Below are 15,082 nucleotides of genomic sequence, written 5' to 3' on the forward strand. Positions count from 1 at the left end.
TACCACCGAAAAAGGTCGCTATAGCGACCTTTGAGCTGCCTTGTCACCCCTTGAGGTGATGGTCATGTGATTGATTTATTAGCGGAAATCTATGGTGATGCTTCCATGGATAGGCAATGCTTATTTTCCTCACCTATTTACCTTGCACTGTTTTGGAGTGATGTAAGATGAATTTGTGTGAAATATGTGTGAGCGGTCTCTAATTTTTAGAGTAATGGCTATTGCGGACGGCTGAGAGACTCTGTCTAGCAAGGCTTTCAGGAGTTAATTATTAATGGAGCTGGGCAGAATCGAACTGCCGTCCGCAATAGCTATTACTCTCTGTTCATTCACAAGCTTATCCCATCTAAATCCTCTGGGCAGGAACCATTCTTGACCCCGAATGGTGGGGATTTCTAGTAAAGTCTTAGCCCTTCAATTGACTAGAAGCTGTTTTAGGGAGCATCCGTTGGGGTTTCACCATAGACCTTAACGGAGTCGGACTATGATGGCTCGCGCCTGTTTGAGGCTAGATTTAGGCTACAGCAGCAGCCTTACGAGCGAAAGGAACGATGTTGTTCGCAGTTACATTTAGTTTGAGCCTTGATTTACGAGAGGTGACTCACTCTCGGCTTGCATCACAGAACAGCTTTCACTATCCCGTCGAAACCATTACAGCCCCATGCGTGATTCAAGAAACAGATCATGAACACTTAACCCAATTATAACCCCAGCAATCGCTAAACGGCAAAATTTATCTAGAGGACATCTGTTAGCATCTACAATAAAGAAACGACACTAAGTTGATTGATCAAGGTTCCAGAACGGTCTAGCCAGGGACATCATGTTAAACACTACAGAAATTCTCATTAACCATTTTGTCGAGCAAGTTCAAGAAGGATATCGTCGTACCTACGGCGGCTGGAAGCATGACTATGAAGATATTATTGGTTGGGCAGCTAATATGGCCTTGGAAAATATCGCCAATAGTGATGCGCTATACCATAATGTAGAACACACGATTTTAGTGACCTTGGTTGGTCAAGAGGTCATTCGAGGACGGCATATCCGAGAAGGCGGGGTGTCTTGCGAAGATTGGTTACATTTTATTATTTCCCTGCTCTGTCACGATATTGGCTATGTGCGTGGGGTTTGCCGCCAAGATCAAGAAGGTCTTTATGCGACGGGTAAGGATGGGGCTATGGTTTCTTTACCTCCAGGGGCTTCAGATGCAAGTATGACTCCCTATCATGTAGACCGGGGAAAGTTGTTTATTGAGGAACGGTTTGGCGGTCATAAGTTAATTGATGCGGATGTAATTAAACGTAATATTGAGTTGACTCGCTTTCCGGTTCCCAATGATAGCGATCATCAAACGACCAGTGATTATCCGGGATTAATTCGGGCAGCGGATTTGATTGGCCAATTGAGCGATCCCCGATATTTGCAAAAAATTAGCGCTCTCTATTATGAGTTTTTGGAAACGGGAGCGGCTAAGGCTCTTAAGTATCGTCATCCAGAAGATTTGCGCAATAATTATCCTAAGTTTTATTGGCATGGAGTGTTTCCCTATATTAAGGAGGGACTGGGTTATCTGGAGTTAACTCAGGAAGGGAAGCAGGTAATTGCTAATTTATACGCGAATGTATTCCGGGTGGAACATCAGCCGAATCCGTCTTTGGAGATGATTGTTTAAGAGGAGGATCTAATCGGAATCAAAGTTTTGAGGGATATCTTTTTGGGGCCAGAGTAAACGCACGGCCATGATAGCGAATCCGAGGGCAGCGATCGCCTTCAATAGCTTGGTCGGCAAGATGGCGGCGGTTCCTTCACCAACCATTACCCCGAGAAAGCTGGCTAATAATAAAGCTGTTGCGGTTCCTACAAACACGGCGCGGGGGGAACGGGATGTGCCACTCAGGGCGATCGCCGCTACCTGGCTTTTATCTCCTAACTCCGATAAGAATACGGCTGCAAAACTTAAACTCAATAATTGCCAATCCATAGGGTTTGATCTAGTTTTTGACTCAGTCCCATAGTATAGCGCTACGCGCTAGGCTAGGTGAATCGCATAACTCTAAAATCAGGTCATAGAGCATTTTGCGCTAGGGAATAGCTTGTATTGATTAGGATCTAAGGCTTCAAGCTGTACTCCTCCAGAAAAGAGAAGCGAGATCGATCAAACTTCCCACAGCCTAAGTTACTGTTTTTTGGGCCGTTGAGGAAGAGCGATCGCGAAGGTAGTCTGGCCTGGAATATCTAGACATTTAAGGCTACCCCCATGTTTTTCGACAATAATTTGATAGCTGATAGCCATTCCCATCCCAGTTCCCTTACCCACAGGTTTAGTGGTAAAGAAGGGATCAAAAATGCGAGGTTTAATATTTGCTGGAATCCCCATTCCATTGTCACTAATTTGGATTTGGACTTGAGATAAATTCTGAATCCATTGAGTTTTAATGCCTAGGATATACGGGAAATTAGGCTGTTTTTTTTCCACTTCATATCTTTCCTGTAGGGCATCAATACCATTCATCAGGATTTGCATAAAAGCTTGATTAAGTTCTCCAGCAAAGCAGTCGAATTTGGGCAATTGGCCATAATCTCGTTCCACTTGGATTTCGGAGAAGTTAACTGGACTCATTTCAGGAGAAGACTCGAGTTTAAGGCGATTATTTAAGATCGTAAGTATACTTTCAATCTCATCATGAATGTCTACTGTTTTGAGTTGGGATTCATCTAAATGGGCGAACCGACGCAATGAGTTAACAATTTTGGTAATTCTTTCGGTTCCACTTTTCATAGAAAGGATGACATTGGGTAAGTCAGTTAGGGTAAAGTCGAGTTCTAGATCGGCAATAAGTTCAGTTAAGGTAGGAGCAGGTATAGGATAGGATTGTTGATAAGCATAATACACTTGAATCAAATCGTGGATGTAGCTTTCCAGGTGATCGATATTACCCGCAATAAAGTTAACGGGGTTGTTGATTTCATGGGATATTCCAGCCACGAGTTGCCCTAAGCTGGACATTTTTTCGCTCTGGATCAGTTGGATTTGAGTGGTTTTCAGTTGGTGAAGCGCTTCGGCTAGATCTTGGGCTTGCTGTTGAAGTTGTAGTTCACTTTGTTTGCGTTGGATCAGGAAACTGATTTGGCTGGCGATCGCCTGAACGAGAGCAACAAGATTTAGTTGACAAGGGGTGATTTTACCTTGGTAAAACACTAGAATTGCCATCACCTTTTGGTTGACTAAAATTGGCATACCAAAGGCGCATTTTAAGCCAATTTGAAGGGCTAACGATTGCCGCGTATATGATGTTTCAGGGGCCTGAGTAATATCTTGAATCCATTCTAGAGTCTGATTCTGCCAGATTTTTCCAGGTAGTCCTTCTCCGGCTTGGAACTCTAAGGTAGAACTGAGTTGACAAAAGGGTTTAAGCGTGGGATGAGTAGCGAAGGGATTGGGAAGATAGGATAAGGTTTGGGTGTCCTCTTGGGGTAACCAGGCTTCTCCATAATCCCAGAAAATGCGATCGCAAATACTTTTGATGATTTGTGCAATTGCCTGTTCCCAGGTAGAGGCTTGGGTTAAATATTGAGTGACTTCTAACAAGAGCCGAGTTTCTCGCTCTGCTTCTTGGAGTTGATGATTTTTCTGGAGTAAAATTTGGTTTTTTTCCTGAAGTTGGAGGTTTAACTGAGTTAATTTTAAGTGATGGGCTACCCGCACCAAGACCTCTTCACTCTGAAATGGTTTAGTGATATAATCTACTGCTCCCAGTTGAAACCCTTTGACTTTATCTGCTTCTTCATTCAAGGCGGTTAAAAAAATAATAGGGATATCTTGGGTTTCCGGATTGCCTTTTAATTGTTCACACAGAGTATATCCGTCCATTTCTGGCATCATGATATCCAGGAGAATTAAATCAGGGACAAATTGAGTGAGACTCGCTAAGGCAAATTTAGCATTAGGGGCGAATCGTACATCATACCCTTCATTTTTCAGTAGAGTTTTCAGCAGGCGCAGGTTTTCAGGTACATCATCAACCACCAGAATTTTGCTGGTTTTGTAACTAACAATCGCGTTCTCTTCAGGGCTTGTCCTATTGCTATCTGCCATTACTGTAACCCATTGATTTTGTGATCTAATGCTTACGGGGAAGCACTGAGGACTATCTCTCTATCTTAAAGGAGTCAAGAGAATCTAGGGAAGGGAAGAAATCCAACGAAACAGAGATTTATCCGTTAGGTCGGGTATTCTACGGTACAATTCAACGGGATCGATATCGATTGGATCTCCGATCGCCGATCGCCCTGTGGTTGTTCAATCTGAGTTTATTGTATGGTTGTCTCTCATCCATCAACCCCCTGGGTTATTTCTGCTCCTAAGCGCTTTGATGCTCCGTTACGTCTGTTTTGTTTTCCTCCCGCAGGAGCAGGCGCTTTTTTATTTCGTCCTTGGTTAACCTATAGCTCGTCGGCAATTGAAATTCTAGCGATTCAATTGCCAGGGAGAGAACGTCGCTTAAAAGAACCTTGCTTCACCCAATTAGATCCGTTAATCAAGTCCCTTACCCAAGCTATTATTCCTCATTTAGAGTTAGGAAAATTCACGTTTTTTGGTCATAGTTTGGGAGCCTTGATTGCGTTTGAACTCACCCATGAACTGCGTCGCCAAGGTTTGCCTTTACCGGAGCATTTATTTATGTGTGGTCGCCGTGCCGCACATATTCCAATAGAGAATCTTCTTTGTTCCCAACCGGATTCTAGTTTGATTGAAGCATTGCGTGAATATGGAGGGACACCGGAGGGCGTTCTACAAAATTCAGATTTAATGGAGTTATTTTTACCCATTTTTCGTTCAGACTTAACCGTTAATGAACACTATCAATATCACTTAGAACCGCCATTGGATTTGCCGATCTCGGTGTTTGGGGGGATGAATGATACTGTGGCTATTCCAGAACAAATTGAGCAATGGAATCAGCATACTTCAAGAACATTTAAACTCAAGCTATTTGAGGGCGGTCATATGTTTTTCAAGGATGATCCTGAGCTATTGTTAAAGCCAATTTTTGAACAACTCAATTGTCGTTTATAAGGAACTCTCTTGTAAGACATTACTCAGATTAACCCAATTTTCTAGGCTCAGATCTTCAGCGCGAGCTTGAGGGTTAATATTCAGTTGTTCTAGAATGGGAGTCAGGCGATCGCTCTCAATCCTCGATTTGAGATTATTGTGTAACATTTTTCGTTTCGAGGAAAAGCCAAGAGTTACAATTTGTTCTAAATGACGGGGGTTGAGAGCCAGTTTTTCCAGAGTTCTGGGAGTTAATCGAATCACGGCAGATTCGACTTTAGGAGGGGGATAAAAGGCTTTTGGCGGGACAGGACAAATGAGTTCACAATGGGCTAAATATTGGACGCGAACTGATAAGGCACCAAAGGCTTTGGTACTCGGTTTTGCCACTAGGCGATCGGCTACTTCTTTTTGTACCAATAGGACAATACTCTCATATTTTTTGGGACCTGGAGAAGAAATTTTTCCCAAGAGTTTTTCTAAAATTGGGCCGGTAATATTGTAGGGAATATTAGCTACCACTTTATTAGGATTTTGAAACAAGGGATAGGGGGAAAGGAGAGCTTCTAAATCTAAGGAAAGGATATCCCCTTGTAAAAGAATAAAGTTTTGAGAGTCGCCTAATTTTTTGATCAGCTTTTTACACAGATCCCGGTCAATCTCCACAGAAATAACAGCTTGTGCATGGGCAATCAATTGACGAGTTAAAATACCGGTTCCTGGGCCAATTTCTAATACTTTATCTGTGGATTCTAAATCTGATGCTTGAATAATTTTATGTAGAATGGCTTCACTGTTGAGCCAATGTTGGGCAAAGCGTTTGCGGGGTTGAGGATTCATGTTGAAATTGAAACTAATATTGTTCGTATTAAACCAATAGTCAGACACCGGGGTTCTTCCTGGAATTCCCGATCCCCTTGACTTATCTGTGTTCACGGTATCAATTGGAGATCTTTATCATGGGGAGGGTGAGGGAGTTTCCGGAAAGAGGATTTTGGCGATCGCCTCAGCGTTGCGTTGTTTTCGCCATTGCCAATGATTATCTTGTCCATGCTCACACAGATGGAGAATTGCCCGATCGATCAGTTCAGGGATTTGCTCAAAATTCTCAAAGGTTTCACCGATGGGAGTTGGCCACTTGACCTGATGCTCAATTACGGGATAATGGGAGGCAATAATATAGCATCCGCAGGAGGCAGCATCGCTGATTACGCCACTGGTACGATAATAGTAGCGATCGCGGTCATAATGAATCACCAGGATGTCGATTTCCTGTAAGACCTTTAAATAGTCTTCTTGCTTCGTCGTATCTCGTAGAGTCGCGTTTATATTCTCTAGCTCCTTGGGTTTAGTACTTAAGGGAGTACCAATAACCAGTTCGCAATTAGGATGAGTCGCCGTATAGAGGGTAAGCTGTTGAACCAGTTTGGCGATCGGTTTATCCGGGCGAATCATCCCCACCACCCCAATTTTAATCCGCCGATCTGCGGGTATCCTTTCCCCTGGCTTCAGTTTCGGTTCCACCTCACTCATAATCGGATGGGGAATCACAAACATCGAATCTGGAGGTAATCGATACGCTTCTGGAATCACACTATCATCAAGTTCTAGCGTAACCACCTTCAAGTTCTTGAACAGGTTGAGATAAGTCCTCAGATACATCAACCCTAGGTTTTTGATCCGACTCGACATCGCAAACTGCTGATTCCCATGCAAACTGATCAACACCTCTTTCCCCTGTAGAGCTTGCAGTGCGAGTAAGGGAAGAAGAATCGAGAGATGTTGATTATAGAGTTCAAAAACAAAGATCGTATCCACCTCTTTCGGAAACTGTAGAGCGCGAGTCCCCATGGCAATATGGCGATACTCCCGGCGCAATTGGAGTCCCACCTGATAATTCATCGATTGGGTAAACTTCTTTAATCCTTGGGGTAAAGGTGTTTCGAGCGAAACAAACCCAATGTTCCTTCCTGGAGCATAATCTCCAAGTAAAAGTAGATCTTTAAGACCATTATGCATCAACATCAACATATCAAATCCTTAAATGCTTGGCACATATAGGAATTCTAATGTAGTATAACCCTGTTCTATGGTATTCAATTCGCGGAATGGAACTGTCCGTCCGGCGATCGCACAGGGTTTGATACTCCTGCCAGGTTCCTGGTAGCCGAACTACACGTCCTGCTAGCAATCGATCTATTGCATTTCCATTTTAAATGACTTTTTCTGAAGGCCGATCGTGATAGGGTAAGCCTTAAGACTTGCATTTGTTAGAATCATGCTAGAGCTATACCAATTTGAATTTTCCCAATTTTCTGAGAAAGTTAGACTGATTCTTGATTACAAGGAATTGGAGTACCGTACGATTGAAGTGACTCCAGGGGTGGGACAACTGGAACTGTTGAAGATTTCTGGACAACGGCAGGTACCGGTACTCAAAGACGGAAGTACGGTGATTTCTGATTCTACAGCGATCGCCCAATATCTGGATCGCCAATACCCAGAAAAGCCGATTATTCCCACCGAACCCCGGCAGCGCGGTTTATGCTTAATAATGGAAGAATGGGCAGATGAGTCTATTGGAGTCAAAAGTCGTAAGGCTCTATATGGTGGATTGAGTCAAGACCAAAGTTTCCGCACCGCCGTTTTACCTAATCCTATTCCTGATTTTGTCAAAACCTTGGTAGGAGGGGTTCCGAAGGAATTATTTCAGGTTTTAGGCTATGGAGTTGGCGCAAGTCCAGAAGAAATTCAGGCGGCACAGGATAGCTTAAAACAGGATTTAGAAGCACTGAGTCTAATTTTAGTGGATCATCCTTATTTGGTGTGCGATCGCCCCACCCTGGCTGATTTAGCAGTGGCTGGACTCAGTATTTTAATTAAGTTCCCTGAAGGCAATTACCTGAATATCCCTGAATCGCTACAAGGTAAAGGCATCCCAGGATTAGCCGACAATCCATCCTATCAACCCTTTTTTGAATGGCGCGATCGCCTCTACTCTAGCATCCGTCAATCTAAATCGACTCCAGCATCAAGTAATTCGCCCACGTCTATTGAAATTGAGTAATGACTGATGGGTATTGGTGACCTAAGTACAGGACATAAAGTTGTATGGGTTGGAAGAGAGAGTCAGAAAAAGAGAGCAGGTCAATGAAAAAGTGGTGCAGGAGGTCAAAACCATAGCGAAACAAACTACGGGCATGGCGGCTATGAGCTTCAATGATACAAATCGGCGTTTGACCCTGTCGCCAGATCCCGGACTTCATCGCCCAAACAAATGCCAGGGCTAAAAGAGCTAGAAGCTGAGACAGACGCTCTCTATCAGTGAAATGAAAGGAATTGGCTCGTCGAGCATCAGGAATGAGAGCCAAGGCTTGCCCACACACTCCCAGTCACCTTTAAGTCCCGTTAGAGCCTAAGCGATTGCCTATTCCCTAGCGCAAAGTTCTATATATGAAGCCAGATTCAATTTTTAATCGACTGTTCGGTAAAGGTGAAAAATTTAGGCATTTTTTTGAATATAAAGCGCTCAAATGTTCAGAGTACTAAAGCACTATAAAAAAGGAAAGTGTATGGGTCATTTCCTCTCCCTATCCCCCATCTTTTTCAATGCACTATTTTAGATAAAACAATCGAGTAGACACTCCTAAATCCCCTAATAGACTCTACCTCGATAGACTCGTTTGTGACGGGCTTTTTTTGAGGTGTTTTCTCCTGGGAGACCTACAGAGGTTACAGGTGGTAGAGGGACAGGAGCCTCTCTATTGATTTCCGATACTGAAAAAGAGTCAGCCGGATACTCAAAGACATCATGATTATTGAAGGAACCTGCTACGGATGGAGTAGATAAGGATTGGGCGTTTTCCATATCTTGTTTTAGGGCTAGCAAACAGGAAACCAGAGGATCGTTATGAATCATTAATCCTCCTAGAGCGGATAATACTTTTTTAATGCCAGCAATCACTTTGAGGGCTAGAGTATCGGCTTCAAAGGGCGGTAGAATATCGATCGCGCCATAGGCGATCGCTGCTTGACGTTGGTAATGGCTCACTTCAGAGTCTGTGCTTTCTAAAAGAATTACAGGTATTTCTGCGTAGTTCTCTTGGCACAAGAGACAGAATTCCTCTAGCTGCAAATCCGGAGTTTGTCGATCGATGAGAACGATCGCCGGTTTTTGGTTACCACTAGATCGGGTCTCTTCTAGCCTTTCCAATAGGTGGGTTGCATCAGCAGTTAGGATGACTGCCAAGTTTTGGCTTCTTAACACTCTTTGCCATACCCAGCGTTGGAAGTTGCAGGGTTGACACAGAAGAATGGTCGCTCTTGGATTAGTCATGGAAGGATTAGATAACTGGATTTAGAGTAGGATGGAGCAAATCAAAACTATAGGCTAAATTTATAATTTAATTTTTGATTAATTGCCCTTAAGGATTTTCTTAAGCTTGGTATAGCAGAAAACAAAAGGAAATTTCTGTATCATTTAATTCATTTAAGAATCTGATCTTTCAGGCACAATCTACGTTTGTATCATTAAGTTTGATAAACTTTTGCCAGAGGAGTTCTCTAATACGAGAAGATAACTCCTTTTGTACGGTTGTCAATGGCACTTAAAATGTTTACCCAAAATCCGTATATTTAAGAAATGAAACAACACGATTCAAGATTAAAACTCAAGGTCTTAAAAAAGGCAAATCAAACCCAAATAAGCATTAAGGGATACTCACTCTGGTTTTGGGCCAGTTTGGGAGTCATGATAGCTTTAATTCCCTGGGCAGGGCAGGCGGTCGCCCAAGCCCAGACCCCAAGCACGGTCAATGATGGCATCCCCGATCAAATCCAAATTGCGCTCAATACCCTATGGGTAATCTTTACTGGAGTGCTGGTGTTTTTTATGAATGCTGGCTTTGCGATGCTAGAAACTGGCTTTTGCCGCCATAAAAGCGCTGTCAATATCTTAGCAAAAAATCTGATTGTATTCGCCTTATCCTCTCTTGCTTTTTGGGCCACTGGCTTTGCCTTAATGTTTGGTGATGGCAATTCCTTTATTGGACTGCACGGGTTTTTCTTAAGTGGGCCGGACAATAGTCCAGCCGTGGCAGAAGCCTATCAAGGGATCTATCGTTCGTTAGATTGGGCTGCTATTCCTCTAAAGGCTAAATTTTTCTTTCAACTAGCCTTTGCGGGTACTGCCGCTACCATTGTGTCTGGAGCTGTGGCTGAACGGATTAAATTTGCTGCTTTTGTTCTCTTTAGTTTGGGCTTAGTGGGATTGGCTTACAGCATCATTGGCCATTGGATCTGGGGTGATGGATGGCTCTCCCAACTGGGTTTTTGGGATTTTGCTGGATCGACTGTTGTGCATTCTGTGGGAGGATGGGGGGCTTTTATGGGGGCAGTTTTATTAGGCCCGCGGATGGATAAATATCCAGATGGGCAAATTGCTGCTATTCCCGGCCATAATTTGGCAATTTCTACCCTCGGTTGTCTGATTTTGTGGTTGGGATGGTTTGGGTTTAATCCCGGTTCGACATTAACGGCCGATCCGGAAGCCATTACCCATATTCTTCTAACTACAAATATGTCAGCCGCTGCCAGTGGAGTGATGGCAACCCTGGTTTCTTGGCACTATTTTGGCAAGCCCGATCTGACGATGATTATTAATGGCATCTTGGCGGGCTTAGTGGCAGTTACGGCTTCTTGTGCTTATATCAATATAGTGAGTGCGATCGCCATTGGAGTCATTTCTGGAACCATCGTTGTGTTTTCTGTAATGTATTTGGAACAATGGCACATTGATGACCCGGTAGGAGCGGTTTCTGTCCATTTAGTCTGTGGGATTTGGGGAACGTTGGCCCTGGGATTGTTTAGTATAGGACCCGAGGTTTATCCTTGGTATAGTGAAACTGGGGGGCCGTTGGCGGGATTGTTTTTTGGGGGCGGTTATTCTCAGTTTCTGAATCAATTGTTGGGGGTGTTAGCTGTTGGATTTGCCATGATTGCCTTTAGTTTACTGTTATGGTTAACCTTGAGTTTTACGGTGGGGATACGAGTGAGTCCAATGGAAGAACTAGAGGGCTTAGATCTGAGCGAGCATAGTATGGAAGCCTATAGTGGGTTTATGAAAGAACAGGAGAGAGGAGGAAGATAGGGAGACACGGAGAATGGGATGATTTGATGCAATGCAAATACTATGGGACTCGGATCAATGGACTGGGATGGCTGGTTTAAACGGATTGAAGATCTGGTAATGCTCCATTCTCCAAGTGGAGTAGAAGGGGAGATGAATGCGTTTCTCTTAGACGAATTTGAGTGTCTGGGAGTGAAACCAGAAGTGGATTTGGCAGATAATGTGATTGCCAAAATTCCAGGTAAAGATTCGAGCCGAGCGATCGCCATTACGGCCCATAAAGATGAAATTGGTGCGATCGTCAAGCGAATTAAACCGGAAGGACGCTTAGAGGTGGCTCGACTTGGAGGCTCGTTTCCTTGGGTATATGGGGAGGGGGTTGTGGATATTTTAGGCGATCGCCAGACCATTTCGGGTATCCTCAGTTTTGGTTCTCGCCATGTTTCCCATGAGTCCCCCCAAAAGGTACAGCAGGAAACTAAACCAGTAGAGTGGGAAAAAGTTTCGATAGAAACCAAACTCAGTAAGGAGGCGTTACGGGAGGCTGGGGTGCGTCCAGGGACTCGTGTAGTTGTCGGAAAACACCGTAAGCGAGCCATCCGATTAAACGATTATATTGCCAGTTATACCTTAGATAATAAGGCTTCGGTGGCCATTCTCTTGGGTCTAGCCGAGCGCGTTAAAGAACCTCCCATAGATGTCTATTTAGTTGCTTCAGCCAAGGAAGAAGTAGGCGCGATCGGAGCCTTATTTTTCAGCCAACGTCATCAGTTAGAAGCCTTAATTGCCCTAGAAATTTGTCCTTTAGCGCCAGAATATCCCATCACTGATGGCGTAGCCCCGGTTTTGCTCTCTCAAGATAGTTATGGTCTCTACGATGAAGATTTAAATCACCAGCTACAAAAAGCGGCTGAAGCTGCACAAATTCCCATCCAACGAGCTGTTTTAAGTGGTTTTGGCAGTGATGCATCCATTGCGATGAAACTGGGTCATATTGGCCGTGGAGCCTGTTTGGGCTTCCCGACTCAGAATACCCATGGCTATGAAATTGCCCATTTAGGAGCGATTAGTAATTGTCTAGAAATTTTAGTCAATTACTGTCAGAAGTGTTGAATGTTAGCTTAATGCCGAAAAAAAGAGGATAAGATAAGGAAGTTCATCAGTTCTATCGCCAAACCCTGTTGGATAAATTCCGTTATTTGCAAGTCGAACTTAGTCGGCGCTGCTCTATGATTTAGTGGAGCTACGATCTGATTCCAGAAACCCTGATTTAGTTCACTAGGGGCTTTTCTGTAGTTGAATGTAAAGTTTTATATCAAGATTCAACACTTCTGGATATTTGCTTAAGTCCTGTTAAAACGATGCTTTAAACAGAACACGAGCTGTAAAAGGCTTGTTATAAGTTACAATCCCCCCTCTCTCTCCAAAGATAAATCCCGAAGTGAGGAATCGAGTATCGAAAATATTGTCTGCAACCAAGTAAATCCCAGCATTGTCGAATTCATAACCTAACGTTGCGTCTACTGTCGTCACGGTTCGTTGAGAGATAGTATTCGTTTCTTCAGTGAAGTAATTTCCCAAAGTATTCAATTCAACCCGCGAAAAGAATCCCCCAGGGGATCGGTACTGTGCTGCCAAATTAAAGGTGAATTCTGGGGCAAAGGAGAGTTTGTTACCATTGAGACTTTGTTCGGTGAAGGGATTGAAAAAGCGATCGTATCTAGCATTGGTATAACCAAATCCGGCTGTAATATCGAACCCACTGACAGGTCTAGCCTTCAACTCAAATTCTACTCCCGTAATACTCACTTGTGCATTAGCAATATTACGGACAATTCCTGTGGGATCGCCCAGTCCAACTTGAAAGTCATCAATGACATTGTGAAAGACGGCTAAATTGGCAATCAGGCGATCGTCTAACCAAGCGGTTTTCACTCCCAGTTCATAATTCCAAGAAAGTTCCTCACCAATGACTAAAGTATCATCGCTGCTTGCACGATAATTTAATCCGGCTGGCTTGTAACCCCGGGTTATACTCCCATAAATAGTTGCATCCGGAGTGACTTCGTATCTGATCGCCAAACGAGGCAAGAGTGCATCACTGTTGGTTTCAGCCCCATCAAAGCCTTCCCCCACAGGATTTACTATTGGAGAACCTGCAACTGCAAAATTGCGCCGCTGATCCATTTTTACCGTCGAGGAGTCATAGCGTAAGCCTAAGGTTAAGGTGAGGGGATCGATCGGCTGATAGCTGAGTTGACCAAAAGCAGCGTAGGTCGTTTGCTCCAATTCAGCAGTGTTGTTATCAAAGCCTGGTCCTGGCAAGCCAAATGCTTCTGCCGCCGCACTGCTCAGGCGCTGTCCGTCCTCAGTGACATTAAAGAGACGATTTTCAAAGTATCCTCCAATTAACCATTGGAAAGGATTGTCAGAAGGAGCCGATTGAAAGCGTAACTCTTGACTGAATACCGTTGAATTAGTTCCGGCAACGGCAACCGATAAATCGATAGCTGAAAAGTCGGAATCGAATTCTGCCCTTTGTTTGGAATAACGACGAGTCGTAATTGAAGTCCCAATAAAATTAGAATTTTCATACGAGATTTTTAGGTTTTGGCTATTCGTTTGGGTTTCGCTGAAACTTTGAAAATCTTGTGAAATGCGAAATGAATTATCTGAACTCAATAACTGGACCAGGGGCGTTTCATTGGTATCACTTTGATAAAATCCTCCCAAAGAAATTTCCCAATCATCGTTGGGAGTCCAAACCAATGTTCCTCGAATATTCCCCCCCGAAAGATCTCCAACTTCTCGATCTCGATTTAATGCAGTATTGGTTATATAGCCATCTTCCCTGTTGAGTTGTCCCGACAAACGCAAAAAGAGCCGATCTTCTGCGAGAGGAGCACTAACTGAAAGGGCCATACGGCGTTGGTCATAAGTCCCGTAATGGGCAAAGAATTTTCCTTCGATATCGTTACTCGGTCTTTTAGTAATAATATTAACCACCCCAGCTTGAGCATTTCTGCCATAGAGGGTATTTTGCGGTCCGCGCAACACTTCAATCCGTTCGAGATCGACGAGATCGAGGTCTAAAAATGCTCCATAATCGTAGGGAACATCATCGACAAAGAACCCAACTGTATCGCGACTGAGAAAGTTACTATTGGACAGACCTCGGATGGAATAAGTGTTAAAAAGTCCTGTTTGCGACCCTCCTCCAAATACAGAAAAATTAGGGGTATTGTCAGCAATACTTTCTAAAGAATCAATATTGGCATCTTCAATATTTTCTTCAGAAAAGGCGGTGATACTGATGGGAACATTTTGAATGGTTTCTTCTACTTTTTCGGCGGTGACAGTAATAATTAAACCTTCGTCGCGAAAGACGAGTAGATTAATGTTTAATCGTCCATTTTCTTGAATGACTTCGGAAACTTCTGGAGCTAAGATTTCCCCCGTTATCACTGCCTCAATGCTATTGTCGTCCCGGGTAGTTACTTGCAGTAAATTCACTCCTTCGATAGGGTTTTCTTGCTCGAACTCGCCCCCGATGAGACGAGCGTTGTTAATCTCGATGATAAGGCGATTCTCTTCTACGGTTTGAAAGAGTTCGACGGTTTCGGTTTCGTTGCCTTCTAAGAGAATTTGCAATCCTTCGGGGGTAGATTCAATACGAACGTTGGTAATTTCAGCGATTTGAGCGAAAGCACCAGGGGTGGAAACGAGGACGATCGCCGGAGCTACCAAAACACTGTGCAAAAGAGAGAAATGTTTCATTCTGAGTTTAAGTTTGAGAGGGTCAATATTGGGATAAAATGGACTCTGACCAGCAAAAAAAACGATCGTTCAATCGGTCGCAGATTGTTTTGACTCCAAAGGGATAAAATTGGTGAAAT

The 15,082-nt window shown here is 43.6% G+C and carries 11 protein-coding genes, 1 other RNA gene and 1 pseudogene; 5 read left to right on the forward strand and 8 right to left on the reverse strand.

Translation table 11 applies throughout. From position 1 onward, the window contains the following. Nucleotides 1–272 precede the first annotated feature (272 nt). Nucleotides 273–661: a transfer-messenger RNA gene (ssrA, locus tag AC3A14_RS07575) on the reverse strand. A 162-nt stretch (nt 662–823) separates the two neighbouring features. Here ssrA and AC3A14_RS07580 point away from each other — a divergent pair. Continuing rightward, a complete protein-coding gene (locus AC3A14_RS07580) occupies nt 824–1,675 on the forward strand; it encodes an Npun_R2479 family HD domain-containing metalloprotein (protein WP_271944711.1) in 852 nt (283 codons plus the stop codon). Between the two features lie 9 nt (nt 1,676–1,684). Here AC3A14_RS07580 and AC3A14_RS07585 read toward each other — a convergent pair whose 3' ends face one another. Then, a complete protein-coding gene (locus tag AC3A14_RS07585; RefSeq protein ID WP_318731767.1) occupies nt 1,685–1,984 on the reverse strand; it encodes a TMEM165/GDT1 family protein in 300 nt (99 codons plus the stop codon). A gap of 195 nt (nt 1,985–2,179) precedes the next feature. Next, a complete protein-coding gene (locus AC3A14_RS07590; protein WP_318731768.1) occupies nt 2,180–4,099 on the reverse strand; it encodes a response regulator in 1,920 nt (639 codons plus the stop codon). Nucleotides 4,100–4,321: 222 nt separating this feature from the next. Between AC3A14_RS07590 and AC3A14_RS07595 the strand changes: the two genes are divergently transcribed. Next, on the forward strand, nt 4,322–5,080 hold the full coding sequence (locus AC3A14_RS07595; RefSeq protein WP_318731769.1) for a thioesterase II family protein: 759 nt from the start codon (nt 4,322–4,324) through the stop codon (nt 5,078–5,080). Here AC3A14_RS07595 and rsmA read toward each other — a convergent pair. Next, a complete protein-coding gene (gene rsmA, locus AC3A14_RS07600; protein WP_318731770.1) occupies nt 5,075–5,899 on the reverse strand; it encodes a 16S rRNA (adenine(1518)-N(6)/adenine(1519)-N(6))-dimethyltransferase RsmA in 825 nt (274 codons plus the stop codon). The genes AC3A14_RS07595 and rsmA overlap by 6 nt on opposite strands. A gap of 117 nt (nt 5,900–6,016) precedes the next feature. Further along, entirely contained in the window at nt 6,017–7,090 is a 1,074-nt protein-coding gene (locus AC3A14_RS07605) for a glycosyltransferase family protein (RefSeq protein WP_318731771.1), read from the reverse strand. Between the two features lie 247 nt (nt 7,091–7,337). On the opposite strand from AC3A14_RS07605, the gene AC3A14_RS07610 reads away from it, so the two are divergent. Further along, nucleotides 7,338–8,126: a glutathione S-transferase family protein gene (locus AC3A14_RS07610; RefSeq protein ID WP_318731772.1), complete on the forward strand. Its 789-nt coding sequence runs from the start codon at nt 7,338–7,340 to the stop codon at nt 8,124–8,126. Nucleotides 8,127–8,147: 21 nt separating this feature from the next. On the opposite strand, the pseudogene AC3A14_RS07615 reads toward AC3A14_RS07610, so the two are convergent. Continuing rightward, nucleotides 8,148–8,397, reverse strand: a pseudogene (locus AC3A14_RS07615) (IS4 family transposase); the annotation flags it as partial. Between the two features lie 317 nt (nt 8,398–8,714). Next, entirely contained in the window at nt 8,715–9,395 is a 681-nt protein-coding gene (locus AC3A14_RS07620) for a response regulator (protein WP_318731774.1), read from the reverse strand. Nucleotides 9,396–9,701: 306 nt separating this feature from the next. On the opposite strand from AC3A14_RS07620, the gene AC3A14_RS07625 reads away from it, so the two are divergent. After that, entirely contained in the window at nt 9,702–11,207 is a 1,506-nt protein-coding gene (locus AC3A14_RS07625) for an ammonium transporter (protein WP_318736207.1), read from the forward strand. A 42-nt stretch (nt 11,208–11,249) separates the two neighbouring features. After that, nucleotides 11,250–12,299 (forward strand): M42 family metallopeptidase, encoded by a 1,050-nt coding sequence (locus AC3A14_RS07630; protein WP_318731776.1) that lies wholly within the window; start codon nt 11,250–11,252, stop codon nt 12,297–12,299. 240 nt (nt 12,300–12,539) lie between these two features. Here the strand turns inward: AC3A14_RS07630 and AC3A14_RS07635 are convergent, their stop codons facing one another. Further along, entirely contained in the window at nt 12,540–14,963 is a 2,424-nt protein-coding gene (locus AC3A14_RS07635; protein ID WP_318731777.1) for a TonB-dependent receptor domain-containing protein, read from the reverse strand. Nucleotides 14,964–15,082: the final 119 nt, after the last annotated feature.

This window comes from Roseofilum sp. (genome assembly GCF_982964205.1).

Excerpts from the sequence above, each read along its gene's own strand:
- AC3A14_RS07590 (WP_318731768.1), bottom strand. The coding sequence starts at position 4,099 with ATGGCAGATAGCAATAGGACAAGCCCTGAAGAGAACGCGATTGTTAGT.
- AC3A14_RS07625 (WP_318736207.1), top strand. The coding sequence starts at position 9,702 with ATGAAACAACACGATTCAAGATTAAAACTCAAGGTCTTAAAAAAGGCA.
- AC3A14_RS07610 (WP_318731772.1), top strand. The coding sequence starts at position 7,338 with ATGCTAGAGCTATACCAATTTGAATTTTCCCAATTTTCTGAGAAAGTT.
- rsmA (WP_318731770.1), bottom strand. The coding sequence starts at position 5,899 with ATGAATCCTCAACCCCGCAAACGCTTTGCCCAACATTGGCTCAACAGT.
- AC3A14_RS07620 (WP_318731774.1), bottom strand. The coding sequence starts at position 9,395 with ATGACTAATCCAAGAGCGACCATTCTTCTGTGTCAACCCTGCAACTTC.
- AC3A14_RS07585 (WP_318731767.1), bottom strand. The coding sequence starts at position 1,984 with ATGGATTGGCAATTATTGAGTTTAAGTTTTGCAGCCGTATTCTTATCG.
- AC3A14_RS07595 (WP_318731769.1), top strand. The coding sequence starts at position 4,322 with ATGGTTGTCTCTCATCCATCAACCCCCTGGGTTATTTCTGCTCCTAAG.
- AC3A14_RS07635 (WP_318731777.1), bottom strand. The coding sequence starts at position 14,963 with ATGAAACATTTCTCTCTTTTGCACAGTGTTTTGGTAGCTCCGGCGATC.
- AC3A14_RS07580 (WP_271944711.1), top strand. The coding sequence starts at position 824 with ATGTTAAACACTACAGAAATTCTCATTAACCATTTTGTCGAGCAAGTT.
- AC3A14_RS07630 (WP_318731776.1), top strand. The coding sequence starts at position 11,250 with ATGGGACTCGGATCAATGGACTGGGATGGCTGGTTTAAACGGATTGAA.
- AC3A14_RS07605 (WP_318731771.1), bottom strand. The coding sequence starts at position 7,090 with ATGTTGATGTTGATGCATAATGGTCTTAAAGATCTACTTTTACTTGGA.